The organism is Pseudomonas sp. EA_65y_Pfl2_P74, from assembly GCF_963970575.1.
GTDB lineage: Bacteria > Pseudomonadota > Gammaproteobacteria > Pseudomonadales > Pseudomonadaceae > Aquipseudomonas > Aquipseudomonas baetica_A.
The window spans coordinates 199377-222819 of the sequence record NZ_CAXAOQ010000004.1 but is presented as its reverse complement, the minus strand read 5'-3'; the positions used below and the strand labels follow the sequence as shown (position 1 = coordinate 222819).

The window sequence follows — 23443 nt, the reverse complement described above, 5'->3', positions numbered from 1 at the left end:
AAAACCAAAGGTTGCCCATTAGCACGCTTATCCGCAGAAAAAACCACTCTAGACTGAAACCTCATTCAATTACTTGAGGTACAGTTCGATGAAAATTCTGTTGATAGGCGCGGGCGGCACCATCGGCTCAGCCGTAGACAACGAACTCTCGCAGCGCCACGAAGTCATTCGTATCGGTCGCAACAGCGGTGATTTGCAAGTGGATATCAGCGACAGCGCGTCGATCCGCAACCTGTTCGAACAGACCGGAAAGTTCGATGCGCTGGTCTGTGCTGCGGGCAATGTGACCTTTGCCCCGTTGGATGAGATGACCGAAGACAGCTTCGCGCTTGGCCTCAAGGACAAACTGATGGGCCAGGTCAACCTGTTACTGATCGGCCGTGAATTTGCCAATGACGGCGCTTCGTTTACCTTCACCACCGGCGTGCTCAGCCACGATCCGATCCGCAGTGGCGCCTCGGCCGCACTGGTCAACGGCGCACTGGACAGCTTCGTGCGTGCGGCGGCTATCGAATTGCCACGCGGTCTGCGCGTGAACTCGATCAGCCCGACCGTGTTGCTCGAAGCCATGGGCAGCTACGCCCCGTATTTCCGAGGCTACAAACCGGTTCCTGCGGCGGATGTGGCGTTGGCCTACGCAAAAAGTGTCGAAGGCCTGCAAACCGGTCAGACGTTTCGCGTGGGCTAAACCCTTGTGATCAACGGTCAGCCTGCGTAACGTGGCCGCACTTGTCTGGAGAGCCGAAGATGCGTGTTGCCCGTTCGTTAGTCCTTGTTGCCCTGCTGCCGTTGTTCGCCGCCTGCCAGTTGCTTGATGGCCCGCGACAAAGTGCCTTCCATGTCGGCCAGACGCGGATGCAGGGGCAACTGACTGCTGCCGACGGCAAACTGGTGTTCCAGCCGTGCCAGGATCAGCGCCGGTTCGTGGTCAACGACATTGGCGGCACCAGCATCCTGCAAGAGGCAGCGACCCTCGCCGACGAGCAAGGCAAACTGTTCGCCGACGTACGCGGGAAAACTGTCGGCGAGCGCCTCGACCTGACTCAACTCTATCGCGTCGAGCGTTCCGGCACGGCTTGTGATGATCCCAATTTCAAATTGCTGATCCTGCGCGCCGCCGGCCACGGCCCGGAATGGAACGCCAAGGTCAGCGGTCGAGGCATGGTCATCGAACGCGAAGGTCAACCACCGCTCGCCGTGCCTTATGTTGAGGAGCAATTGGGCGACGGCCGCTTCAATCTCAGCAGCGAAGCCAACAATCAACGCATCGAATTGTGGGTTGCGCCACAACGCTGTGTCGACAGCCATACCGGCAGCGTGCAACACATGAGTGCCGAGTTGCGTATCGATGGCAAAGTGCAGCGAGGCTGCGGGTATTTCGGCGGATCGCGCAACGACTGAGCGTTTTTGCCTCACCGGATCCGGCCTTTGCGGCTTATAATCGCGGCCTTCAAACGCCCTGGCGCAGTTGTGCGCCCCGCGAACCCGGATCCTCGCCATGTTACGAATCACTGAACTCAAGCTGCCAATCGATCATCCCGAAGAAGACCTGCGCGTCGCCATCGTGCAACGCCTGGGCATCGCCAGCGATGACTTGCTCGATTTCACCTTGTTCAAGCGCAGCTACGATGCGCGCAAAAAGTCCTCCGAACTGTGCTTCATCTACACCATCGACCTCAACGTACGCGACGAGGCCAAGGTGCTGGGCAAGTTCGCCGATGACCGTAACGTCAACGTGGCGCCGGATGTCAGCTACAAGTTCGTCGGCCAGGCGCCGAGCGATCTGAGTCAACGCCCGATCGTGGTCGGCTTCGGCCCGTGCGGCATATTCGCCGGCTTGCTGCTGGCGCAAATGGGCTTCAAGCCGATCATCCTCGAGCGCGGCACCGAAGTGCGCCAGCGCACCAAGGACACCTGGGGCCTGTGGCGTAAAAGCGTGCTCAACCCCGAATCCAACGTGCAGTTCGGCGAAGGCGGCGCGGGCACGTTCTCCGACGGCAAACTGTACAGCCAGATCAAGGACCCGAAGTTCCTTGGCCGCAAAGTGCTGCACGAGTTCGTCAAGGCCGGCGCACCGGAAGAAATCCTCTACGTCAGCAAACCGCACATCGGTACGTTCCGCCTGACCGGTATGGTCGAGACCATGCGTGAAGAGATCCGCGCCCTGGGTGGTGAAGTGCGCTTCCAGGAGCGCGTCACCGATGTCCTGATCGAAGACGGCCAAGTGGTCGGCGTCGAGTTGGGCAGCGGCGAAACCTTGCATTCCAGGCACGTGGTTCTGGCTCTGGGCCACAGCGCCCGTGACACCTTCCGCATGCTCCACGGGCGCGGCGTATTCATGGAAGCCAAGCCGTTCTCGGTGGGTTTCCGTATCGAACACCCGCAATCGCTGATCGACCGTGCGCGACTGGGCAAATACGCCGGCCATCCAAAACTCGGCGCCGCCGATTACAAACTGGTGCACCACGCCAAGAACGGTCGTTCGGTCTACAGCTTCTGCATGTGCCCGGGCGGCACGGTGGTAGCGGCAACTTCCGAGCCGAACCGGGTGGTCACCAACGGCATGAGCCAATACTCGCGTAACGAGCGCAACGCCAACTCCGGCATCGTCGTCGGCATCACCCCGGAAGTCGATTATCCGGGCGGACCGCTGGCCGGGATCGAGTTGCAGGAACGCCTGGAATCTCACGCGTTCATTCTCGGCGGCAGCGACTACAAGGCCCCGGCGCAATTGGTGGGTGACTTCATCAATGGCACGCCTTCGACCGAACTGGGTGAAGTTGAACCGTCCTATAAACCGGGCGTAGCGCTCGGCGATCTGGCGCTGGCTTTGCCGGACTTCGCCATTGAAGCCATTCGTGAAGCGTTGCCGGCGTTCGAGAAACAGATTCGCGGTTATTCGCTGCACGATGCGGTGCTGACCGGGATTGAAACCCGTACATCGTCGCCGTTGCGCATTACCCGCAACGAGTCGTTGCAGAGCATGAACGTCAAAGGCCTGTTCCCGGCCGGTGAAGGCGCGGGTTACGCGGGCGGGATTCTGTCGGCGGGTGTGGATGGCATTCGCATCGCCGAAGCTGTGGCTCGCGACATTCTCGGCCTGCAAGCTTGATCACTTAAACCTGTGGGAGCGGGCTTGCTCGCGAAGGCGGTGCGTCAGTCGACGACAATGGTGACTGACCCGACGCTTTCGCGAGCAAGCCCGCTCCCACATTGGTTGCTGCGTTTTATTCAGATATTGGCGCGCAACACTGAAGCTGGCAGCGCCTCACCGCGCTCGGCTGTCGCCGCCACCGCGGCAATCAACCCCTCCAACTCATAACCCTGCGCCTTGAGCCAGTCCTGATCGTAATAAGTGTCGGCATAGCGCTCGCCGCCGTCGCACAGAATCGCCACGATCGACCCCGACTCACCCGCTGCTTTCATCTGCTGCGCCGCCATCAGCGCACCGATCAGGTTGGTGCCGCTTGACCCACCGACATGCCGGCCCAGACGTTGCGCCATATAATGCATGGCCGCCAGCGACAAGGCGTCCGGCACTTTGACCATCGCATCGATCACCTTGGGCAAGAACGACGCTTCCACCCGAGGCCGGCCAATGCCTTCAATCCGCGAACCACAATCCAGACGCAGACTCGCATCGCCGCTCTTGTAGTAATCGAAGAATACCGAGCGTTCGGCGTCGGCGCACAACACGCGGGTGCAGTGCTGGCGATAGCGCACGTAGCGGCCAAGGGTTGCTGTGGTGCCGCCAGTGCCGGGGCTGGAGATCAGCCAACTCGGTTCGGGGTGCCGCTCGTAGCGCATTTGCTGAAAAATCGACTCGGCGATGTTGTTGTTCGCTCGCCAGTCGGTGGCGCGCTCGGCATAGGTGAACTGATCGATGAAGTGGCCACCGTGCTCACGGGCCAAACGTTCGGATTCAGCGTAAATCTGCGTCGGATCGTTCACCAGGTGGCTCTGGCCGCCATAGAAAGCGATCTGGGCAATCTTTTCCTTGGAGGTGGTCGCCGGCATCACCGCAATAAACGGCAAACCCAGCATCCGTGCGAAATACGCCTCGGAGATCGCCGTCGACCCACTGGATGCCTCGATCACCGGAGCGCCGGGCTTGAGCCAGCCATTACACAACGCGTAGAGAAACAGTGAACGCGCCAGCCGATGCTTGAGGCTGCCGGTGGGATGGCTGGATTCATCCTTGAAGTACAACTCAATGCCCGCAAACCCCGGCAGCGGCAAGGGAATCAGGTGGGTGTCGGCGCTGCGCTGGAAGTCCGCTTCAATGATTCGGATGGCTTCGCGGGCCCACTGTCGGTTGTCGCTCATGGTGAGGGTTCTCGTTGAATCTGGCAGGAAATCAGCCTCGTCAAAAGGCTCAGTCGTCAGCTTAGGAAAAAACCTGCATCACGCACAGGTACAGCTGAGTTTCAATATGTCGAGTAACTGCTAGGCTCAGCAGGGCCAACGGCAAACCACTCTGTAACGACATATAACAAAAAAAGAATATGAGTTTTGTTTTAACAACCAACAGTCCGGGTTAGGGTGTTCCACCTTTTGACTATTCGATGGAGAGCGACCTTGCCTCTGCGTAGCACTTTCACGCGTTTCTTTCAGTTGGAAGCTGCCAGCGGTCTGTTATTGATCGCCGCGGCCATTCTGGCTCTGATTATCAACAACTCGCCACTGTCGTGGCTGTATACCGGGCTGCTCGACACTCCGGTGGTGGCGCAGATCGGTGCGTTGAAAATCGCCAAACCCATGCTGCTGTGGATCAACGACGGTCTGATGGCAATGTTCTTCCTGCTGATCGGTCTGGAAGTGAAGCGCGAAGTGCTTGACGGCCAGTTGTCGAAACCCTCGCAGATTGTCCTGCCCGGTGCCGCGGCGATCGGCGGCATGGTCGTGCCAGCGCTGATCTACTGGTTCCTTAACCGTGACAACCCGCCGGCCCTCGACGGTTGGGCGATTCCAACCGCCACCGATATCGCCTTCGCCCTCGGCGTGCTGGCTCTGCTCGGCAAGCGTGTGCCGGTGTCGCTGAAACTGTTCCTGATGACCCTGGCAATCATCGATGACCTCGGTGCCATCGTGATCATTGCGATCTTCTACTCCGGCGAACTCTCGACCCTGTCACTGGGTCTGGCGGCAGCGTGCATCGCAGCATTGGTGGCGATGAACCGCCTAGGGGTGGTCAAGCTCGGGCCGTACATGATCATCGGCCTGATCCTTTGGGTTTGCGTACTCAAGAGCGGCGTCCACGCAACGCTGGCCGGTGTGACGTTGGCCTTCTGCATTCCGCTACGGACAAAAAACGCCGAGCCTTCGCCGCTGTTGACCCTCGAACACGCGCTGCACCCGTGGGTGGCCTACGGCATCCTGCCGCTGTTCGCCTTCGCCAACGCCGGCCTTTCGCTGAGTGGCGTGACCGTCGAAAGCTTCACCCACCACGTCCCGATGGGTATCGCTGTGGGCCTGCTGCTGGGCAAGACCGTTGGCGTGTTTGGCCTGACCTGGCTGGCAGTCAAGATCGGCATCGCCACCCTGCCCCAAGGTGCGAATTGGGGTCAGGTGCTGGGGGTGGCGATTCTCTGCGGCATCGGCTTCACCATGAGCCTGTTCGTTGGCTCGCTGGCCTTTGAGCCAGGTCTCAGCGATTACGCCGGGATGGACCGGATGGGCATTTTGACCGGCTCGATTCTGGCGGCATTGATCGGGTATGCGGTGACGGCGGCGGCGAGCCGCCAAAGCACCCTACAATCTGAGAAACCAGCTGCGTCATGAGTATCAGCACGCTTCGCGCAAGGCTTAGCAATGAGCCGCGCAAGTGTGCTATGTCTTTCGTTAACCTCAGCCGCCTCTCGAGCACGGTATTTCTCGGAGCCATCCATGTCACGTAAAGCAGAAAAACGCCCAATGACGGATGATCAGATTGCCGTGCAGGAATCCCGGATTCCAGATATCGCCCTGAAGGCATTCAATAACGCCTATAGGATGGCACTTGCCAACAGCGCAGCCGTTCTTGTTGCTAAAGCTGGCCAACTGTTCGAGGTGACGGAGAAGACCTCCGTTGCTTTGCGCTCGATCGGCACTTATGGAAACCTGAAAAGCGGTACTCGCCTGCACATCAATAAATCTTCAAAACAGGTTACTTCTTGAGCACACCAAGAATACGGATATTTGCGGGACCTAATGGATAGGGAAAAAGCACCTTCAATCGACTTGTTCCTGCCCATTTGCTTGGAAACTACATCAATCCTGATGATATCGAACGGGCGATTAACGATACGGGATACGTTGACTTCACCTCATATCGAATCGAATCTCATAAAGCAGGGATTTTTGAATTTTTCCGTGAACATGCGCTTTCAAAGAAATCCCCACGTTCATTGGCAAAGCTGGACTCACTTGCGATTGAAGGTGAAAGACTCAGCTTCGCAAATACTGAAATCGACTCCTACGTCGCTTCAGCCCTTTCCGATTTCATACGCCGGTCGCTGATCAAAGAACGCATCAGCTTTACGTTTGAAACGGTCATGTCCTCCTCAGCCAAAGTTAACCTGCTCGCCTAGGCTCATGACTCTGGCTACAGAGTCTACGTTTATTACGTCGCTACAGCTGATCCTGAAATCAATATAGCCAGGGTTGCCTACCGCGTATCGCAAGGTGGACATAGCGTTCCTCCTGAAAAAATAAAGGCCCGTTACTGGAGATCTCTGGAGCTTTTGTCTGAAGCTATCCTTACATCCAACAGAGCCTACATTTTCGATAACTCGGATGAAGGCAGCGAAAGGCTGACACAAATAGCAGAAATCACTGATGGAGAACTGATTGAAATCAAGTCAGCTATCCAGCCCCCCCTGATTCAAAGAGTTCGTACTCGATAAATTGTTGTAGTCGAACAATCCCACGCTTGTAGAGACGCGTCCTACAGCCACAAAATGCCTGCTTCGTTAACGTCGCCCAGCCCCTCCCCAGGGACGGTCGATGGATGAACGAAAGGACGATCAGTGGCTCGCAACAAGGACATTCCCCGGGTTCCCAACCCACCACAAGGCGACGGGCATTACGTCACCTACCGCTATATGACGGCCAGTGAACTGGCTGCGCGCGATGCCAGACAAAACGCTTACGACGCCATGCTGGCGCGCCAGGAGGCCTTCGAGCGCAGCCGTGAAATCGCTGCGACAAAACCTGACCCCCTGCGCGCCGGATGCGTCTTTGCCAAATCTTGCAAGTTGCCAGACGCGATCATTGATTACTCCAATCCTTCGGGGATGGTGCCGACCGATAGTTTGAAAGACTACGGCGAACTGATCCTGCTCGGTGCCCGCGAAGCCGATATCAACGGTGCCGTCGCGTTGAAGAACATCAGTGCGACGGCCATCCCGACAGGATTTGGCAACTTCGCTCTGGCCGGATCTGCATTCGAAGCATTGCCTGCCGTTGCCGCCAGCACTGCTGCCGCCACGTTGGTTGGACTGGTCGCGCTGTTCATGCCCTCAAGCCTGGGCGACAGCGCCCTCTACACCGATGATCAACTGCGCGCCCTGAAGCAGGCCCGCACCCGCGTTCGTTTGCGGGTAGAGCAACAGGCCGACGGCAGCCTCAAGGGTTACGGCTTCTACACCGGCAAGAACCGTGATTGGGAAATGGTGGATGTCGTGCAGTTCACTGCGCGTGGCAGTCAGTTCATTGCTGACTTGGGTGAAGGCGTCGAACTGATCTGGACACCGGCCGTGGATGGTGCGGACATTCTTGGCATTCCTGCACTGGAGGCCGCTCCGCAGGCGCCGCACATCTGGGTTTATCCGCCAACGAAAGCAGCAGACGGGATTCTGGTGAATCCGGTTTATCCGCCGGAGTATCGGGATTTCATTCTGGTGTTTCCGGCGGATTCTGGAATTCGGCCTGTGTACATCGTTCTAAGCAGGGCGCGCGACCATGCTTACTACGACCACCCTAAGACGCTACCCGCCTTCCCTGATGCAGTTAGAGTAAAGTCGAAATCATCGGTGAAAGGTGGCGGGAAGCGGCGAGCACGCTGGGTAGACCGCAAAGGTCGAATTTATGAATGGGATTACAAAAGTAACGCGGTCGAAAAATACGACAAATTGGGAACTACTCATTTGGGCGAGTTCAATCACCTGACGGGTGAGCAAACCGGGCCTGCAGTGCCGGACAGAAGAACCTCTAGAAACTAAGGATTGAGACATGCGCTACCTTTCTATAACCGGCTTTTACCCCGATGACGCTCAAGACGACTCTCTGCAATTCGAGTTAGATATCACCGGTAGCGAGATGAATGAAAAAGTCGCACAGCTCATTGAGTCCAAACCCCTAAGTGAACTGGAACCCGGGGAGTTGTTATTGAGCACAGATCAGGTAGCTGCGCTGGAAACTCTTCTCAAAGTTAGCCTTCCGAACGGTTTGGAGTTTTTTTTGGGCACATGTGCCGATTACTGACTTACCCGGGTTGTAAGCAAAAAACAAAAACCCCGACCAGTCACCTGATCGGGGTTTTCTTTTACCGCTCGCTCGCGCTTAGTGCGAAACGCGGCTGGTCCCGCCAACGGTGGAGATGCGCACGCGCTCGCCAACACGGAACACTTCATTCTCCTGAACCTGCTGCACATAGGCACGCATGCTGCCGTCATCCTCACGCACGGTGATTTCCACACCTTGGGTACGCGTCAGGCCTTCCTCGGTCGCCGAACCGATCAGACCACCCGCCACCGCGCCGATGACCGCTGCGACGATGCTGCCGCGACCGCCACCAATGGCGCTGCCGCCGACACCGCCAACCACTGCGCCTGCTGCGCCGCCGATCGGGGTCTTGGTGCCTTCGATTTTCACCGGTCGCAGGGACTCGATGGTGCCCATGCGAATCGTCTGCACGCGACGTGCTTCGTCACGGGAGTAGGAGTCACCGGTCAGGCTCGATTGGCAGCCGGTAAGCAACATCGCCATCGTGGAAAAGGAAGCAACCAGCAGAACAGACTTACGCATAGCATCAACTCCAAAGGACAGGTATTCATTAAACTCCGCAGCTTGACGCCTGTCACGGCGCAACCCGGATAAAATTGCTTTCATTCAGGCCCGGTACAGGCGCCCTGCGAACTCACCAACATTAGCGCCAAATTCCATTTCTTGCGCCGCCGACCCAAGGATTTTCATGGATTACTTGATCATTGTCGTCACTAGCGTTGCCGGTCTGTACTTCCATTGGTGGCTTTACGTGCGGATCAAACGCTGGATGGACCGCGATCTGGCATTGTCGCTGGCCGGCAAGGATGAAGGCAAACGCGCCTTCATGCTCGAAAAATTGAAACAGGCACAGACGCAGAAGATCAAGCGTCGGGATCTGCCGCAATGGCTTGAGGCCGCTGCGGCAGGCTATCCCGCTCGGTAGACTGCTTAAGGTGCCAGACGTTCAACAATCCAGTCGGCGCCCTGCAAGCGGTAGTTGAGGCGATCGTGCAGACGGCTCGGACGGCCCTGCCAGAATTCGATGCGCTCGGGCAGCAGGCGGTAACCGCCCCAATGTTCCGGGCAGTCAGGCTGAGTGTCACTGAAGCGCTGCTCGGTAGCCTTGAGTAGATCCTCCAGCTCGCCACGCCCGTTGATCACCCGGCTCTGCGGCGACGCCCAGGCACCGAGACGGCTGCCCAGCGGGCGCACCTGATAATACGCATCGGATTCCTCAGGCGTGACCTTCACCACCCGCCCTTCGATACGCACCTGGCGCTCAAGGGACGGCCAGAAGAAGGTCATGGCGGCAAACGGATTGGCCGCCAGATGCTGGCCCTTGGCACTGTCGTAGTTGGTGAAGAAGGTGAAACCCTGCTCATCCAAGCCCTTGAGCAGCAGAATGCGGCAATGCGGACGCCCGTGCGCATCAACCGTGGCCAGGGTCATGGCGTTGGCTTCCACCGGCGCCTGCTCGGTTTTCACCGCGTCAGCGAACCACTGGTGAAACAGCGCAAACGGCTCCCGCGGGGCTTGAGCCTCGGTCAAACCATCCCGAGTGTAATCACGACGCATATCTGCCAGAGCCTGGGTCATGGCGCATTCCTTTTCGTTAGCGAATCACTTTTTGGTGGTATCGGTCGCTGCGACTTTCTTGTCTGTTGCAGCGGCTTTGGCTGGAGCGGCTTTCTTGGCTGGAGCCTTGGCCGGTGCTTTCTTCGCCGGCGCCTTGGCAGCAGCTTTCCTGACCGGCGCTTTTTTAGTCGCCGGTGCGGCAGCTTTCTTCGCCGCGGGTGCCGGGGCCACCGGTTTGGCCGCTGGCTTGACGTCCTGCTTAGCGACCAGGGTCACTGGCCTCGGCGCCGGCATGTTGTACTTGCTCAACAGCGCAACCATGGTGTTCTGCGGAGTGACCAGCAGTTCCACACGACGGTTCAGGGCACGCCCCTCTGCACTGTCATTGGCCGCACGCGGCGCTTCGGAACCCATACCGCGCAGCATCAGGCGATCACGTTGCAAGCCACTGAGACGGAAAATCGCCGCAATGGCCTGGGCACGTTCCTGACTCAATTTGACGTTGGCGGGCGCGGCGCCACTGGAGTCGCTGTGCCCCAGAACCAGCACGGCGGTTTTCGGATCGGCTTCGAGGATTTTCGCAACGCGGGTGAACGGGCCTAGGGTGACCGGCAGCAGCATGGCGGGACGATCCGGGTTGAACGAGCCTTCGACCGGCGCCGTTACGACCAGCACGTTGTCGCGACGCTCGAGTTGCAGATTGCTGTCCTTGACCGCTTCGCGCAGGCGCGGCTCATAATCGTCGAGCCAGGCCTGAGTGATTTTCGGGTCAGGCATCGGCACGATTTTGGCCGTGTTCTGATCCTTGCCGCCGAACGGCCACCACCATTTACCGCCCGCCTCAGCGTCGGCCTTGGCCACGGCGGCCGGTTTGGCTTCGTTTTTTGCTTCAGTTTTGGTAGCCGAATCATCGGAACCGAACGGCCAGTACCAAGGGTTGCTACTCTCGGCTTTGGCAACCGGGGCAGTGGCGGCAGGCTTCAACGGGGCCGGGGCCGGCTCTTTGGCCGCCACCTTGTCGGAAGATCCGAACGGCCACCAACTGCTGCCGTCCGCATCGTTTTTCGGGGTCTGTGCGCAACCGGTGATCGCAACACACAAGGCCAGGGCGAGCGTCTTTTTAGATGACATTGAAAATCCACAAAATGAAGTAATGAAAAATCAGAGCACTATCGCCCGGATAAACAGTCGCTTTGAATCGAAAATCGTGTCGAGGTTCCAGCCCTGGAACCTCCTTTGATGCTTTATAGACAAGTGGCAAGCACCCGCGCGAGCTTCTGCGCGCGCGGATCCATCAAGACGTATGGCCCAAGGGTATTTGTCACAAAACCGAACGCGACATCATGCTCAGGGTCAGCAAAACCGATGGAGCCGCCCGCCCCCGGATGACCGAACGCCCTTGGGCCGAGGCCGTAGGTGGCATTGGGCACGTCCGGTTGATCGAGCATGCAGCCGAGGCCGAAACGGGTCCGGGTCAGCAGGGTCTTGTCTTCGCCGAGACTGTGCTCACGGGTCAGCTCTTCGAGCATGTCGCTTTCGAGCAGGCTGCCGTCGAGCAGTCCGGCGTAGAAACCGGCGAGACTGCGCGCATTGCCGTGGCCGTTGGCCGCCGGTTGCTGCATGCGTCGCCATTGCGGCTTATTGGTGCTGGTGAGCACCGACGGCGGATTGGTGAAGGCGCGGGTGGTCATGGCGGTGGGTTCGCGCAGGGTCACTTGCAGCAGACGTTGCGCGGCCGCATCGCCGGCATTGCCCTTGCCCCGAGCGATGTGCGCCACGCGGTGGAATTCTTCATCGGCCAGGCCGACGTGGAAATCCAGGCCCAATGGCTTGGCGACACGGGCGACGATCGATTCGCCAGGGCCGCGACCATCAGCACGACGCAGCAATTCGCCGATCAGCCAGCCGTATGTGATCGCGGCGTACCCGTGACCGGTGCCCGGCGTCCACCACGGCGCTTCGGCCGCCAGGGCGTCGACCATGGTTTGCCAGTCGTAAAGGGCTTCGGGCGCCAACAGTTCGCGCAGGGCCGGCAGACCGGCCTGATGGCAGAGCAAGTGGCGCAGGGTGACGGATTCTTTGCCGGCGGCGGCGAACTGCGGCCAATAGCGGGCCACCGGAACATCGAGCTGCAACTTGCCTTCGGCGACCAGTTGCAGTGCCGTGACAGCGGTGAAGGTTTTGGTGCAGGAGAACAGGTTGGCGATGGTATCGCTGTGCCAGGCCTCAGCGCCGTCCTTATCGGCGGTACCGGACCAGAGATCGAGAACAGTTTCTCCGCCGACCTGAATGCACAACGCTGCGCCGCGTTCCTGGGGATCGTCGAACAGTGCGGCGAAAGCTTCGCGCACCGCTTCGAATTGAAGCTCGTAATGTCCCTGAATCTGCACCCGCAACTCCCCCGCGAAAACGCTCTACAAAGTGGCCCGCATTGTTCCAGCCCTTGAGGGATTTGGGAACAGCTATGGGCTGGACGGTTGATGCTGTGGTGCAACAATCGAGGCCTTTGCGAGCGAGCCCGCTCCCACAAAGTTTACGAACAACCTGTGGGAGCGGGCTTGCTCGCGAAGAGCGCTAACGCGCACGTAAAGACTAGTGACCGTTGCCGGAATGCCCACCCGCATGGCCTACGCCCCGCCCTGGCCCTTTGCCGGCTTCAGCCTTTCGCCCACCTTCAGCCTCATGACCCGCCGCGGCCGCGGCTTTCCCAGCCTCTTTGCCCAACTGATCAATCGCCTGCAAATTACTCTTGCGCACCGTCTCGACGAAATCCTGATAGGGCAGATCTGTCACGCCTACCAAGCCAAAGTGGCCGTTCTCGCCATCGAGCAAGCGCCCGGTCACCGGTTGATCCAGATACTGGAACCAGTGCACACCCACAATCGAAGGTTCGCTCAACGCCTGTTTGAGGAAGTTGGCGTACGCCGGACCGCGGTCTTCTTCCTTGGCCAATTGCGTCACACCGCCCCAGAACGGGCCGCGATCGGTGGAGCCAAAGTTGAATTCGGTGATCAGCACCGGTTTGTCCAGGGCGCCCAGGGCGGCGAAGTCATAACCGTCCTGCGGCTTGAGGGTGTACATGTTGAAGCTCAGCACGTCGCAAAACTGCGCGCAGGACGCCACGGCCTCTGGGGTGCTGATAGCGAAGCGGCCGCCGAGCAGCAACTGGTTCGGCGCGTGCCATTTCAGCGAGTCGGAAATGGTCTTGAAATAGGTGTCGGCGAACACTTTCTGGAAGTATTTGAAGTCGGCCTCGATTTCCGGGTGTTCCGCGCTCGGCAACGGCGGCTCGAAGCCCGGGTCTTCCATCAATTCCCACGCGGGCAGATCAATGCCCCACGCCTTCGATAGCCCGGCCTGATTGCGGTATTTGTCGCGCAACTGCTTGAGGAACGCACGTTTGGCCGGCACGTCAGTGGTCATTTTCAAGGTGCCGTAAGCCAGCGCATAGCGGGATTTCAGATCCTCGCCAGGGCCGGCCCACGCCAACTCGTTGTCGGCGTAGTAGCCGATCAGCCATGGATCGTCGCGGTGATCGCGGGCAGCGATGGCCACGGCGCGCTCGGTGGCCATGGCAAAGCGCGGATCGAACGGATCCGGCATACCGCCCCACCAGTCACTGCCGGTGCTGATGCTGGTGTAATCGCCGACGATAGACAGCGGCAAGGTGTAAGGCACGCGAGCGGCGTTTCCAAGCGACGGCGCGCTCCAGTTGCCGACGGTGTTGAAACCCCAGGCTTGCAGGCGATCAAGGGTGTGGCTCACCCACTTCTGTTCATCGACCGAAGCGGTGCAAGGCACAGCAGCGGGCGGATTGGATGATGACGATTTGGCCGCTTCAGCAACGCCAGCCTTGGGCTGTTCAGACGTAGCGAGCGGTTCTGCAGCGTTTGCTGCGCTTTGCTCAGCCGCACCCGCCTTGGCCGCCTCGGCGACCCCAGCCTTGGTGGCGCTGGCCGGCTTGCACGGTTCGCCATACAGGCGCTGCAGGTTGGCACCGTAAAAATCGTACCAACGCCCGCTGGCATGACCTCGGCCCTGATCGGCGCCATTGCCACCACGGTGGTCGTCCTCGCCAAAATGCCCGGCCAACGGTTCGTCAGGTTTGGGCAAGGCTTCAAACATGTTCTCGCGACCGGCAACGTAAGTCTGGTTGACCTCCGGGCTGACGGTGTTGACGCCAAGGGAGTAGAACGGATGCCCCTCAGGCGTCACCAGATACCAGCGGCCGTCACGCTTTTCAGTGCGAAAGAAGCCGCTGGCCTTGAACGCCGGGCCTTTGTTCCAGCCGCCGAACGTGTCCAGCGATGATTTTTCGCGCTGGGCCAGCCAGGTTTTCAGCTGTTGCTGTTCTTTACCGGCGGCGGCTTTGAGCTGTTCATCATTACTGACCTTTTCCGGCCATTTGCTGCGGGTCGACTGCCCGTAAGCGTCGACCAGATTGCTATACACCGCTCGCATGACCGCATCGCCGTGCTCCACGCCGAAACGCTCGAGCAACAGGCTCTGGGCAACTTTTGGCTGATCCATCGACAGGCTCACCGACACCACTTGGCTGCGATCAATCTCGCCGCTGCTGCTGGCCAGCAATATTCGCTGACCCTCGACCAGCATCGGCATCGGCGGCCCGGCTTTCATGCCCTGGCTGAGCGGTGAAGTGGCGACCAGCGGCACCAACAGGGTTTGTGCAGGGCCGGCCGGCAAATCGACGCGGCTGGTCAGCGTCTGCCCGTTGTTGCTCTGGATCTGCACATAAACCGTCACGGCCCAGTTCATTGCACTCTGCAAACGCAGGGTCATCATGCCCGATTGTGACCAGTCCCAAGCGCCGGTTTGTGGCGTCAGACGCAAGGTCGGGCGGGCCACCGGGTTGAACGTCACACGACGCAGCACTTCACCTTCAGCCGTTTGTTCGGCATTGGCTTGCGGCAGGTCAGCGTTTTCGGTCGCGACTTTCACCACGTCAGCGGGACGGACAAAATTGAACAGGGTCTGTTGACCAGCAGGCGCCGCCAGCAACGGGGCAGCAAAGAGCAAGGCAAACACGGCAGGCAACGAACGGCGGATCATAAGAACGGAGTTCTCCCTAGCGACCAACAAAGGCCAATGGAAACGCGATGGCAGAGAGATAGACAACGCGGCGGGCAAAACGGCCCACCGATGTCTCAGGATATTTCACGACGGAAAGGCGGCAACGCATTGAGGATCGCCTTGCCGTAACGCTGGGTCACCAGTCGCCGATCCAGCAACGTGATGGTGCCGCGATCTTCTTCGGTGCGCAGCAGACGGCCGCAAGCCTGAACCAGCTTCAACGAAGCGTCGGGCACGGAGATTTCCATGAACGGATTGCCGCCCCGGGCCTCGATCCACTCGGACAATGCCGCTTCCACAGGATCGTCCGGCACCGAGAACGGGATCTTGGCGATCACGACGTGTTCGCAGTAAGCCCCGGGTAAATCGACACCTTCCGCAAAACTGGCCAGACCGAACAACACGCTGGAGTCACCGCCATCGACCCGCGCTTTGTGCTTGTTCAGGGTTTCCTGTTTCGACAGGTTGCCTTGAATGAACACTTGCTTGCGCCAGTCGCGGTCGAGGCCGTCGAACACGTCCTGCATCTGTTTGCGCGAGGAGAACAGCACCAGCGTACCGCGCGAACCTTCGACCAGGTCAGGCAAATCACGGATGATTGCGGCGGTATGGGCCGCGGCGTCGCGTGGGTCGGCTTTCAGATCCGGCACCCGCAGCACGCCAGCGTCGGCGTGATGGAACGGGCTCGGCACCACGGCGGTGATGGATTTTTTCGGCAGGCCCGCGCGCATGCGGAAGCGATCGAAAGTGCCAAGCGCGGTCAGGGTTGCGGAGGTCACCAGGCAACCATACGCCACGTTCCACAGGCTGCGGCGCAAGGTTTCCGCCGCCAGGATCGGGCTGGCGTTGACCTCGATATCGAACAGCGAACCGCTTTCAGCCAGTGTCAGCCAACGCGCCATTGGCGGGCTGTCTTCCGGATCTTCGGCGGTGAACGCCGTCCACAGTTCCCAATTGCCCGAGGCACGGGACAACAGGCTGCCGAACAGCGGATACCACTCTTCGGCCTGATTGCTGGCGATGCCTATGTTGACCTCGCCATCCATGCCTTCCTTGAGCAGATCGGTCAGGCGGGTGAACAGATCATTGAGACGCGAATAGCCCTTTTTCAGCTCGATGCCCATTTCGCGCATGTGCTCGGGAATCACCCCGCCGACGAAACGATGACGCGGGCGCTCACGGCCCTCGACATCTTCACCGGGTTTGAAATCGGCAATCTGCTCACAGGCGCTGAACATGAACTGCTGCTGGGCCTTGATCTCCCGCGCCAGCTCCGGCACCTGTTCGATCAACTTGCCGAGATCGCCCGGCAATGGATGCTGAGCCAGCAGTTTGGTGAGGTTCTTGGCGGTGGTTTCCAGCCAGTCGGCGGTAGAGCGCAGACGTGTGTAGTGAGCGAAATGGCCGATCGCCTTGTCGGGCAGATGATGGCCTTCGTCGAACACGTAAATGGTGTCGCGCGGATCAGGCAAAACAGCGCCGCCGCCCAATGCCAGGTCGGCCAGCACCATATCGTGGTTGGTGACAATCACATCGACCTTGCCCATGCCTTCGCGGGCCTTGTAAAAGGCGCACTGGCCGAAGTTCGGGCAATGCCGGTTGGTGCACTGGCTGTGATCGGTGGTCAGGCGCGCCCAATCGGCGTCTTCAAGGGCATTGGGCCAACTGTCGCGGTCGCCGTCCCATTTATTGCCGGCGAGTTTCTCGATCATGCTGGTGAACAGCTTCTGACTGGCCTCATCGACCTCGATCTTGAAGCCTTCTTCTTCGAAAAGCTGGGCAGTGGCCGTCTGTGCGTGGCCTTCCTGCAACAGCATGTCGAGCTTGGACAGGCACATGTAGCGGCCACGCCCCTTGGCCAGCGCGAAGCTGAAGGTCAGCCCGCTGTTGCGCATCAGGTCGGGCAAATCCTTGTAGACGATCTGCTCTTGCAGGGCCACGGTCGCCGTGGCGATCACCAGACGCTTGCCGGCCAGTTTGGCCGTAGGGATCGCTGCCAGGCTGTAGGCCACGGTTTTGCCGGTACCGGTGCCGGCTTCCACCGCAACAATCGCGGGGTCGCCACTGCGCCGGCCTTCGTCGTCGGTGTCGATATCCCCGAGAACCTTGGCGATTTCAGCGATCATCAGGCGCTGGCCGTAACGCGGCTTGAGGCTCTTGGCTTCAAGAAAACGCGAGTAGGCGCCCTGGATCGTGGTTTTGAGTTCAGTGCTGATCATGGATTGTCGGGCGCAAAAAAACGCTGGATAAATTTTCAGTGGTTTCAGATGGCGGCTATCATACCCCGCTAATTAATCCCGCGCAGAACGGAGTGCCCCAATGACACCTTTTAGCCTCGTTTATCCGCTGCATGTCCTGTCCGCTCTGGTGTGGGTCGGCGGTATGTTTTTCGCCTGGATGATCTTGCGTCCTGCGGCAGTGAAGGCTCTGGACGGGCCAAATCGGCTGACGCTGTGGGTGGAAGTGTTTCAAGGTTTTTTTCGCTGGGTCTGGGTTGCCGTGATCGTGTTGCCGGTCAGCGGCGTGGGCATGTTGCATCTTCAGCAGGTCGGGTTTGAGACCGCGCCGAAATATGTGCAGGTGATGATCGGGTTGTATGTGGTGATGACGGCGCTGTTCATCCGGATTCAGGGCTTGATGCTGCCAGAGTTGCGCAAAGCGGTTGAGGCCAAGGACTGGCCGGCAGGTGCGGCGGTGCTGGGGCGAATTCGCCGGGTGGTGGGGATTAATCTGCTGGTCGGGCTGGTGCTGGTGGCCGTTGCGGCGGCACGACCGATGTTTTGATCGGTACCCATCATTTGCGCTGGACACTGTTGTGGCGAGGCTGCTTGCCCCCTCGCCACAACACTGGCGTTGATCTTTAGAGGCGCTGAACAGTCACCGAGCCAGCGGCCCCAACCGGCCCAGCCTGGCCATCCGCCCCGGCCTTGCCACTCTTGCCGCCATCGGCGCGATACACCAGACAGCCCTTGGACTTGCCACCCTTACCGGCCTTGCCGCCAACGCCCGCTGGCCCACCGGCACCGCCTGCAACGTTGATCTTGATCTGTTCGGCCGGGAATTCACGCGGCACTTGCAGACGCACCAACCCACCCGGTGCGCCCGGCTGACCGTCGCTGCCATCGCTACCGTCGGCACCGTGTCCGGCCTGACCCCAGGTGCAGCCCGGATCTTCACCGTTGCCACCGTCAAGACCGACAAAACCTGGCGTCCCGCGGCCGCCACGAGCGTCGACCACCAGTTGCGGCGCATCCAGTGCCTTGAATTGCAGATTCAGATTGCGCCCCGCACGCGCAGCTTTTTCGTAAGTTCCCGGCGCACCGCGCGCAGTAATCTGGCTGCCATCACTCAGTTCGGCTCGAACGACTTTCATGTCCAAAGCCTGTTCACCCGGGACGATAGCGATACGCGCATCATGACCGAGGCGCAATTCACCCACGCTGAGCTCAGTCACATTCGGTGGAATCAGCAACGTGCCGTAATCGGCCACTTCCAGCTTGTCCAACTGCAAGGTGTTGGCAGTGTTGGGCAGACGCATCAGGGAGTTGGCTTCGACGCTGACCACTTGGGCACAGGCCAAAGGGCTGATGAATGCAGCGAGCAGGCAGAGTTTACGCATGGGAAGAAGCCTCCGGAGCGGCCGGGGCCGGGATGGTTTGCAGGTGGAAGATGCCGAACAGCAGGATGCGGCCACGGTCACGCCAAGGGTGCGGGCGCCCTTTGAGGCTGCGGTTGCACAGCAGCACTTCAAGCACATGGATCAGCAACAGCAGACTGCCGGCCAGATTGACCAGCAGGTGCAACGGATGTATGAACGGCATGAGCTGATCGACCAGCACCACGCAGCAGAACAGCAGGGTCAATAACCGCCCCAGCCCCCAAAACACTTTCATACGCTCCCCTGTATTGCGAATTATTCTTTGCACGCACAGTAACGGCTTCTACGGGGGATAAGCCAGAGGGTTAAATGAAAAAAACTCGCTTGGCCGCCAAATCGCTGCCGGGTCGACGAAGATCGTCGCCCGACAGCTCTAGCTGGCGCACTTCAGCGCCATCCTAACGATTGATGTGCAACTCCACTCGACGGTTTTTCGCGCGGCCCTCGTCGGTGGCGTTATCGGCCACCGGCTCGCTCTCGCCGCGCCCCTCACTGGTGAGTTTGTTCGGGGCCAGGCCCTGACTCAGCAAGTACGCCGCCACACTGCTGGCGCGTCGTTCCGACAATGCCTGGTTGTAGGCATCCGAACCTTTGCTGTCGGTATGACCGATCACCTTGATGCTCACCACATCAGCATTGCGCAGTTTATCCATCAGCGTATCAAGCTGGGATTTGGCCGCCGGGGTCAGGTCGGACTTGTCGAAATCGAACAGTACATCGCCGGCATCGCTCAGGGTGATGACTTCAGTCTGAGGCGCAGGCTCCGGTACTTTTTCAGTCACCGGATATTGCGGCAGTGGGCAACCCCGGTGATCGACCGGCGTATTGGCCGGTGTATCAGGGCAACGGTCGCGGCGATCGAACACGCCATCGCCGTCTTCATCGCCATCCTGGGCATAACAGATCAATCCGCCGGTCAGGATCCCCAGCGCTGCGCCGCCACCGGCCCAGCCACCACTTTCGATGGCGCCTAGACCGCCACCGACCAGCCCGCCAATAAGGCTGCAGATCGGCCAGGTACGTTGATTGAGGGGGGCAGTGCCATCGCTGTGAGTAGCGCAACCGGTAAGCAAGCTGCCCAGCAGCAGTACCGGCAAGACGGACCTTGAGAAAACAGTCATTTTGAAAGCTCCTGTGTCACCGGCCCATACCGGTTACACAGGAGTAAAGACCCGCATCCGCGACTGCACAAGCCGAGGATGCGAGAGGTCTAGCGGACGATTTTGATTTCGGTACGGCGGTTTTGCGCGCGGCCATCAGCGGTTTTGTTGTCGGCGACAGGTTGCATCTCACCCATACCGGACACCGAAACGAAGCTGGCACGCGGCACACCTTGCTGGATGAGGTATTCCACCACCGAGTGCGCACGACGGTCAGACAACTTCTGGTTGTAGGCATCGCTGCCCACGCTGTCGGTGTGACCGGTCACAGTCAGTTGCGCTGTAGAGGATTCCTGCTTCAGACGTGTGGCGACCTTGTCGAGCACTTGTTTATCAGAGCCCGTGAGCGTGGCTTTGTCGAACTGGAAGTGGACATCGCGAATGACGATGGTTTCTTCCTTGACCACTACAGCTTCTTCGACCATAGGCATCGGTGCAGGTGGAGGGCAGCCGTCAGCATCGACCTGTACGCCTTTAGGCGTGCCCGGGCACTTGTCGCGACTGTCCGGCACACCATCGCCGTCCTCATCGCCATCACCATGAACCCAGCAATAGGCCGCCGCCATGCCTCCGACGATCAGTGCACCACCACCTGCCCACGAGGAACTCTCGGTGGCACCAAGACCGGCACCGACGACGCCACCGACCGCCGCACAGGTCGGCCAGTCGGTTTTCTGCAAACCTGCACAACCAGTCAACACACTGGTTAACAGAATCAAGGGTAACGCTGTCCGAACTATGCTCATCTGGTTTTCTCCTGAGGGATCGGCTTAGAACCGATTCAGGGAGTAAAGACCGGAGTTTTAATCTCCGCCAGCAATAGGCCATGGCTGTTTGCGACCGAGTTCACAGGACTTTGGCGCATTGGCCGCAAACCGGCGGCACACCACGCTTTGCCGCCGCCGTCAGGCAGGCTAGTCTTGGCGGTCTGATTGAGGAGCCTCGATGAACGTCGCCATTTCTTCCCGCACGCCGCAACAGGCGTTGGCCGCTTTGCTGGATCGCTACGCTCCGGAGCGCTTGCTGCTGATCGGCGCCAGCGAGTTTCCGGCGCTGGCCGCTTTCAAACAAGCGCACCCGGACTGCTGCGTCGCCCACGCCGAACCCGGCACCTTGCCTGCCGAACTGGCGGCACAGCGCTTCGACCTGGCACTGGTGGTCGATTGCCTGGAACATTTGCCCAAGCGTGACGGCCTGAATCTTCTGGGCGGGATTCGCAACCTCAACGCCAGCCGCATCGCGGTAATGGCGGATCTGTCGGCCAGTGGCTGGCAGGAGACTGATTTTTACTCACTGGCACTGCAAGCCAGTGAGCGCTTTCAGCGTGACGATCAAGTGTTGACCCTGTTCACCTACGACCTGCTTGACTACAAACAAGTCCCCGACTGGCTGAATTCACGGTTCTGGGCCAATCCGGAAAACTTCGGGAAATACTGGTGGTAATGCAATGAGTACAGCTATTTGCCCTTGCGGCAGCGGCAATCTGCTGGATGCCTGCTGCGGTCACTATCACGCCGGCCTCCCGGCGCCGAGCGCCGAAGCCTTGATGCGCTCGCGTTACAGCGCCTATGTGCTGGGGCTGATCGACTATCTGGTGGCGACCACCCTGCCCGCCCAGCAATCGGGCCTTGATCGTCAGTCGATCAGCGCCTGGAGCGCACAAAGCACCTGGCTGGGCCTCGACGTCGAAAACTCGGAAGTCTTCGGCGGCCAGCCGGAACATGCCTTCGTCACCTTCACCGCACGCTGGCATGACAGCCAGGGCGAACACAGTCACCGCGAGCGCTCCTCGTTTGTACAGAACGCCGGGCGCTGGTACTTCATCGACCCGACTGTGCAATTGAAGCTGGGCCGTAATGACAGTTGCCCATGCGCCAGCGGGCAGAAGTTTAAAAAGTGCTGCGCGGGGTATTTCGGCGCGTAAATCCGCCGGCGACTAGACTGAGGCGAAAGGGAGTTTTACGCGATGCTCAGTCAACGGCGCACATTTCAGGCTTTATCTCTGATGCTGATCCTGAACCTGGGCGGTTGCGCCTCGTGGTTCAGTGATGTCAGCGTCGACCCCGCCGTGCATCTGGTCAAAGTCGAAGTGGTGCGCGCCAGGTTACTTGAGCAGAAATTCATCCTGCACTTTCGCATCGACAACCCCAACAGCAGTGACTTGACCGTGCGCGGCCTGGAATACCGCATCCATTTGGCTGACATGCTGCTGACCGAGGGTGCGTATGAACGCTGGATCACTGTCGGGGCCAAACACAGCGCTTTCTACAAAGTGCCGATTCGCACCAACCTGTGGCCTCAGGTCAAAGAGGTGGTGAAAATGCTGAAAAGGCCGAACCAGCAGATTCCTTACCGACTGCAGGGCGACATGGAAACCGGTTTATTCATCGCCCACTACGTGCACCTTGAGCGCAATGGCGTGATAATCCCCGCCGATTTAATTCCGGAGCAACACCGATGACTCAGCAACCTCATGTCCATGGCCCTGACTGCAACCACGATCATGACCATCACCACGATCACGACCATGGCCATGTCCACGGCCCGAACTGCGGCCACGCCCACCAGGAACCGGTGCGCAACGCCCTGAAAGACGTCGGCCGCAACGACCCTTGCCCATGCGGCAACGGTAAGAAATTCAAGAAGTGCCACGGCGCCTGATGCCTCGGGCGCAGATCTTCTTTGCCTGAAAGTCGCCATCGCGAGCAGGCTCACGCCTACAGGTTAATCAACGTCAGTCGCCATTTTTGTTTGCATCGCGATCCTTGTGGGAGCGGGCTTGCCAGCTCCCACAGGTTTCTCAGGCGATAGCCAGAATCCGGCCTGAACTGACCACCGTCGCATACTCCCCATCCAGATTCCCCAGCGACATCGCGTGTACCTCCTGGGCTGAACGCGGCGTACCGAAATAATCGGCCTTGTCGAAGGTGAAACACGCATCCTCCGCGACCCACGCCTCGAACCCCAGATTGCCCGCCGTGCGCGTGGTGGATTCCACCGAGTTGTTGGTCGCCACGCCAACGATGATCACCTGTGCGATCCGCGCTTCACGCAACCGCGCCTCCAGCCCCGTGCCACAAAATGCATCCGGGACCTGTTTCTGAATCAGCCACTCGCCGTCCTGCGGCATAAACCTTGCCTGAAACTCCACTCCGGACTGCTCGGGCCAGAACACTGATTCCGGCGAGCGCGACAAGTGCTGCACATGAATCACCGGTCGCCCACTGCTACGCCAAATGCCCAGCAAATCAAGGATTCGCGCTTCAGCGTCAGGATTATTGCGCCGCCCCAAGCGCGGATGCAGGATGCCTTTTTGCTGGTCGATGATGATCAGTGCGGCGTTGGCCTGAAGCTCCATGGCGATTTCTCTCACGCGGTTCATTGAATAATGTGCACTTGAGCATCCCCCCCTTCCTCAAAGCAAGCGATCGAACGCACACGGGACGACCTGATGCCGGGGTTTACCGTCCGCCATAAATCTGGAAATAACCCC

General features: G+C 59.5%; 26 protein-coding genes. 14 read left to right on the top strand and 12 right to left on the bottom strand.

Annotation, left to right across the window (positions count from 1 at the left end; translation table 11 throughout):
* Nucleotides 1-88: 88 nt before the first annotated feature.
* The 3 genes from AACY18_RS04800 (at nt 89) to AACY18_RS04790 (ending at nt 3112) form a co-directional block, all read left to right on the top strand.
* Nucleotides 89-688: a short chain dehydrogenase gene (locus tag AACY18_RS04800; RefSeq protein WP_339430645.1), complete on the top strand. Its 600-nt coding sequence runs from the start codon at nt 89-91 to the stop codon at nt 686-688.
* A 59-nt stretch (nt 689-747) separates the two neighbouring features.
* Nucleotides 748-1401: a COG3650 family protein gene (locus AACY18_RS04795; RefSeq protein ID WP_339430644.1), complete on the top strand. Its 654-nt coding sequence runs from the start codon at nt 748-750 to the stop codon at nt 1399-1401.
* 97 nt (nt 1402-1498) lie between these two features.
* Entirely contained in the window at nt 1499-3112 is a 1614-nt protein-coding gene (locus AACY18_RS04790; RefSeq protein ID WP_339430643.1) for an NAD(P)/FAD-dependent oxidoreductase, read from the top strand.
* Between the two features lie 119 nt (nt 3113-3231).
* Here the strand turns inward: AACY18_RS04790 and AACY18_RS04785 are convergent, their stop codons facing one another.
* Nucleotides 3232-4326 carry a PLP-dependent cysteine synthase family protein gene (locus AACY18_RS04785; RefSeq protein WP_339430642.1) on the bottom strand — a complete coding sequence of 365 codons (1095 nt, stop codon included), beginning with the start codon at nt 4324-4326 and terminating at the stop codon, nt 3232-3234.
* 252 nt (nt 4327-4578) lie between these two features.
* Here AACY18_RS04785 and nhaA point away from each other — a divergent pair, with 252 nt between their 5' ends.
* The 5 genes from nhaA to AACY18_RS04760 all read left to right on the top strand — a co-directional run bounded on the left by nhaA (nt 4579) and on the right by AACY18_RS04760 (nt 8463).
* Nucleotides 4579-5781: a Na+/H+ antiporter NhaA gene (gene nhaA, locus AACY18_RS04780; RefSeq protein ID WP_339430641.1), complete on the top strand. Its 1203-nt coding sequence runs from the start codon at nt 4579-4581 to the stop codon at nt 5779-5781.
* Between the two features lie 105 nt (nt 5782-5886).
* Complete coding sequence (locus AACY18_RS04775) at nt 5887-6156, top strand: hypothetical protein (protein WP_339464421.1); 270 nt, start codon at nt 5887-5889, stop codon at nt 6154-6156.
* A gap of 77 nt (nt 6157-6233) precedes the next feature.
* On the top strand, nt 6234-6569 hold the full coding sequence (locus tag AACY18_RS04770; protein WP_339464420.1) for a hypothetical protein: 336 nt from the start codon (nt 6234-6236) through the stop codon (nt 6567-6569).
* A 438-nt stretch (nt 6570-7007) separates the two neighbouring features.
* Nucleotides 7008-8201, top strand: a complete 1194-nt coding sequence (locus tag AACY18_RS04765) for an S-type pyocin domain-containing protein (RefSeq protein ID WP_339430638.1) — start codon at nt 7008-7010, stop codon at nt 8199-8201.
* Between the two features lie 10 nt (nt 8202-8211).
* Nucleotides 8212-8463: a pyocin S6 family toxin immunity protein gene (locus AACY18_RS04760; RefSeq protein ID WP_339430637.1), complete on the top strand. Its 252-nt coding sequence runs from the start codon at nt 8212-8214 to the stop codon at nt 8461-8463.
* Nucleotides 8464-8541: 78 nt separating this feature from the next.
* Here AACY18_RS04760 and AACY18_RS04755 read toward each other — a convergent pair whose 3' ends face one another.
* Nucleotides 8542-9006, bottom strand: a complete 465-nt coding sequence (locus AACY18_RS04755; protein WP_024776354.1) for an outer membrane lipoprotein — start codon at nt 9004-9006, stop codon at nt 8542-8544.
* A gap of 166 nt (nt 9007-9172) precedes the next feature.
* Here AACY18_RS04755 and AACY18_RS04750 point away from each other — a divergent pair, with 166 nt between their 5' ends.
* On the top strand, nt 9173-9409 hold the full coding sequence (locus tag AACY18_RS04750) for a hypothetical protein (protein ID WP_339430636.1): 237 nt from the start codon (nt 9173-9175) through the stop codon (nt 9407-9409).
* A gap of 5 nt (nt 9410-9414) precedes the next feature.
* On the opposite strand, the gene pdxH is transcribed toward AACY18_RS04750, so the two are convergent.
* From pdxH to dinG, 5 genes are all read right to left on the bottom strand, one after another.
* Entirely contained in the window at nt 9415-10062 is a 648-nt protein-coding gene (gene pdxH / locus AACY18_RS04745) for a pyridoxamine 5'-phosphate oxidase (protein WP_339430635.1), read from the bottom strand.
* Between the two features lie 24 nt (nt 10063-10086).
* Nucleotides 10087-11172, bottom strand: coding sequence for an OmpA family protein (locus AACY18_RS04740; protein ID WP_339464419.1), 1086 nt, complete (start codon nt 11170-11172; stop codon nt 10087-10089).
* Nucleotides 11173-11285: 113 nt separating this feature from the next.
* On the bottom strand, nt 11286-12431 hold the full coding sequence (locus tag AACY18_RS04735) for a serine hydrolase domain-containing protein (RefSeq protein ID WP_221731441.1): 1146 nt from the start codon (nt 12429-12431) through the stop codon (nt 11286-11288).
* 202 nt (nt 12432-12633) lie between these two features.
* Nucleotides 12634-15111: a beta-agarase gene (locus AACY18_RS04730; protein WP_339464418.1), complete on the bottom strand. Its 2478-nt coding sequence runs from the start codon at nt 15109-15111 to the stop codon at nt 12634-12636.
* Between the two features lie 95 nt (nt 15112-15206).
* Nucleotides 15207-17351: an ATP-dependent DNA helicase DinG gene (gene dinG, locus AACY18_RS04725; protein ID WP_339464417.1), complete on the bottom strand. Its 2145-nt coding sequence runs from the start codon at nt 17349-17351 to the stop codon at nt 15207-15209.
* Nucleotides 17352-17451: 100 nt separating this feature from the next.
* Here dinG and AACY18_RS04720 point away from each other — a divergent pair, with 100 nt between their 5' ends.
* A complete protein-coding gene (locus AACY18_RS04720; RefSeq protein WP_339464416.1) occupies nt 17452-17916 on the top strand; it encodes a CopD family protein in 465 nt (154 codons plus the stop codon).
* Nucleotides 17917-17992: 76 nt separating this feature from the next.
* Here AACY18_RS04720 and AACY18_RS04715 read toward each other — a convergent pair whose 3' ends face one another.
* The 4 genes from AACY18_RS04715 to AACY18_RS04700 all read right to left on the bottom strand — a co-directional run bounded on the left by AACY18_RS04715 (nt 17993) and on the right by AACY18_RS04700 (nt 20696).
* Nucleotides 17993-18751 (bottom strand): collagen-like protein, encoded by a 759-nt coding sequence (locus AACY18_RS04715; protein ID WP_339430631.1) that lies wholly within the window; start codon nt 18749-18751, stop codon nt 17993-17995.
* Nucleotides 18744-19025, bottom strand: coding sequence for a DUF1145 domain-containing protein (locus AACY18_RS04710; RefSeq protein ID WP_339430630.1), 282 nt, complete (start codon nt 19023-19025; stop codon nt 18744-18746). Before AACY18_RS04710 ends, AACY18_RS04715 begins: the two co-directional genes overlap by 8 nt.
* A 163-nt stretch (nt 19026-19188) precedes the next feature.
* Entirely contained in the window at nt 19189-19911 is a 723-nt protein-coding gene (locus AACY18_RS04705) for an OmpA family protein (RefSeq protein WP_339430629.1), read from the bottom strand.
* An 89-nt stretch (nt 19912-20000) separates the two neighbouring features.
* Nucleotides 20001-20696, bottom strand: a complete 696-nt coding sequence (locus tag AACY18_RS04700) for an OmpA family protein (protein ID WP_221731448.1) — start codon at nt 20694-20696, stop codon at nt 20001-20003.
* Nucleotides 20697-20895: 199 nt separating this feature from the next.
* On the opposite strand from AACY18_RS04700, the gene AACY18_RS04695 reads away from it, so the two are divergent.
* The 4 genes from AACY18_RS04695 to AACY18_RS04680 are packed head-to-tail and all read left to right on the top strand — an operon-like array spanning nt 20896 to nt 22611.
* Complete coding sequence (locus AACY18_RS04695; RefSeq protein ID WP_339430628.1) at nt 20896-21393, top strand: DUF6231 family protein; 498 nt, start codon at nt 20896-20898, stop codon at nt 21391-21393.
* Nucleotides 21394-21397: 4 nt separating this feature from the next.
* Complete coding sequence (locus tag AACY18_RS04690; RefSeq protein ID WP_339464414.1) at nt 21398-21874, top strand: YchJ family protein; 477 nt, start codon at nt 21398-21400, stop codon at nt 21872-21874.
* Nucleotides 21875-21916: 42 nt separating this feature from the next.
* Complete coding sequence (locus tag AACY18_RS04685) at nt 21917-22411, top strand: LEA type 2 family protein (protein ID WP_339464413.1); 495 nt, start codon at nt 21917-21919, stop codon at nt 22409-22411.
* Entirely contained in the window at nt 22408-22611 is a 204-nt protein-coding gene (locus AACY18_RS04680) for an SEC-C metal-binding domain-containing protein (RefSeq protein WP_003198420.1), read from the top strand. Before AACY18_RS04685 ends, AACY18_RS04680 begins: the two co-directional genes overlap by 4 nt.
* A 139-nt stretch (nt 22612-22750) precedes the next feature.
* On the opposite strand, the gene AACY18_RS04675 is transcribed toward AACY18_RS04680, so the two are convergent.
* Entirely contained in the window at nt 22751-23308 is a 558-nt protein-coding gene (locus AACY18_RS04675; protein WP_339430766.1) for a cysteine hydrolase family protein, read from the bottom strand.
* Nucleotides 23309-23443 lie beyond the last annotated feature (135 nt).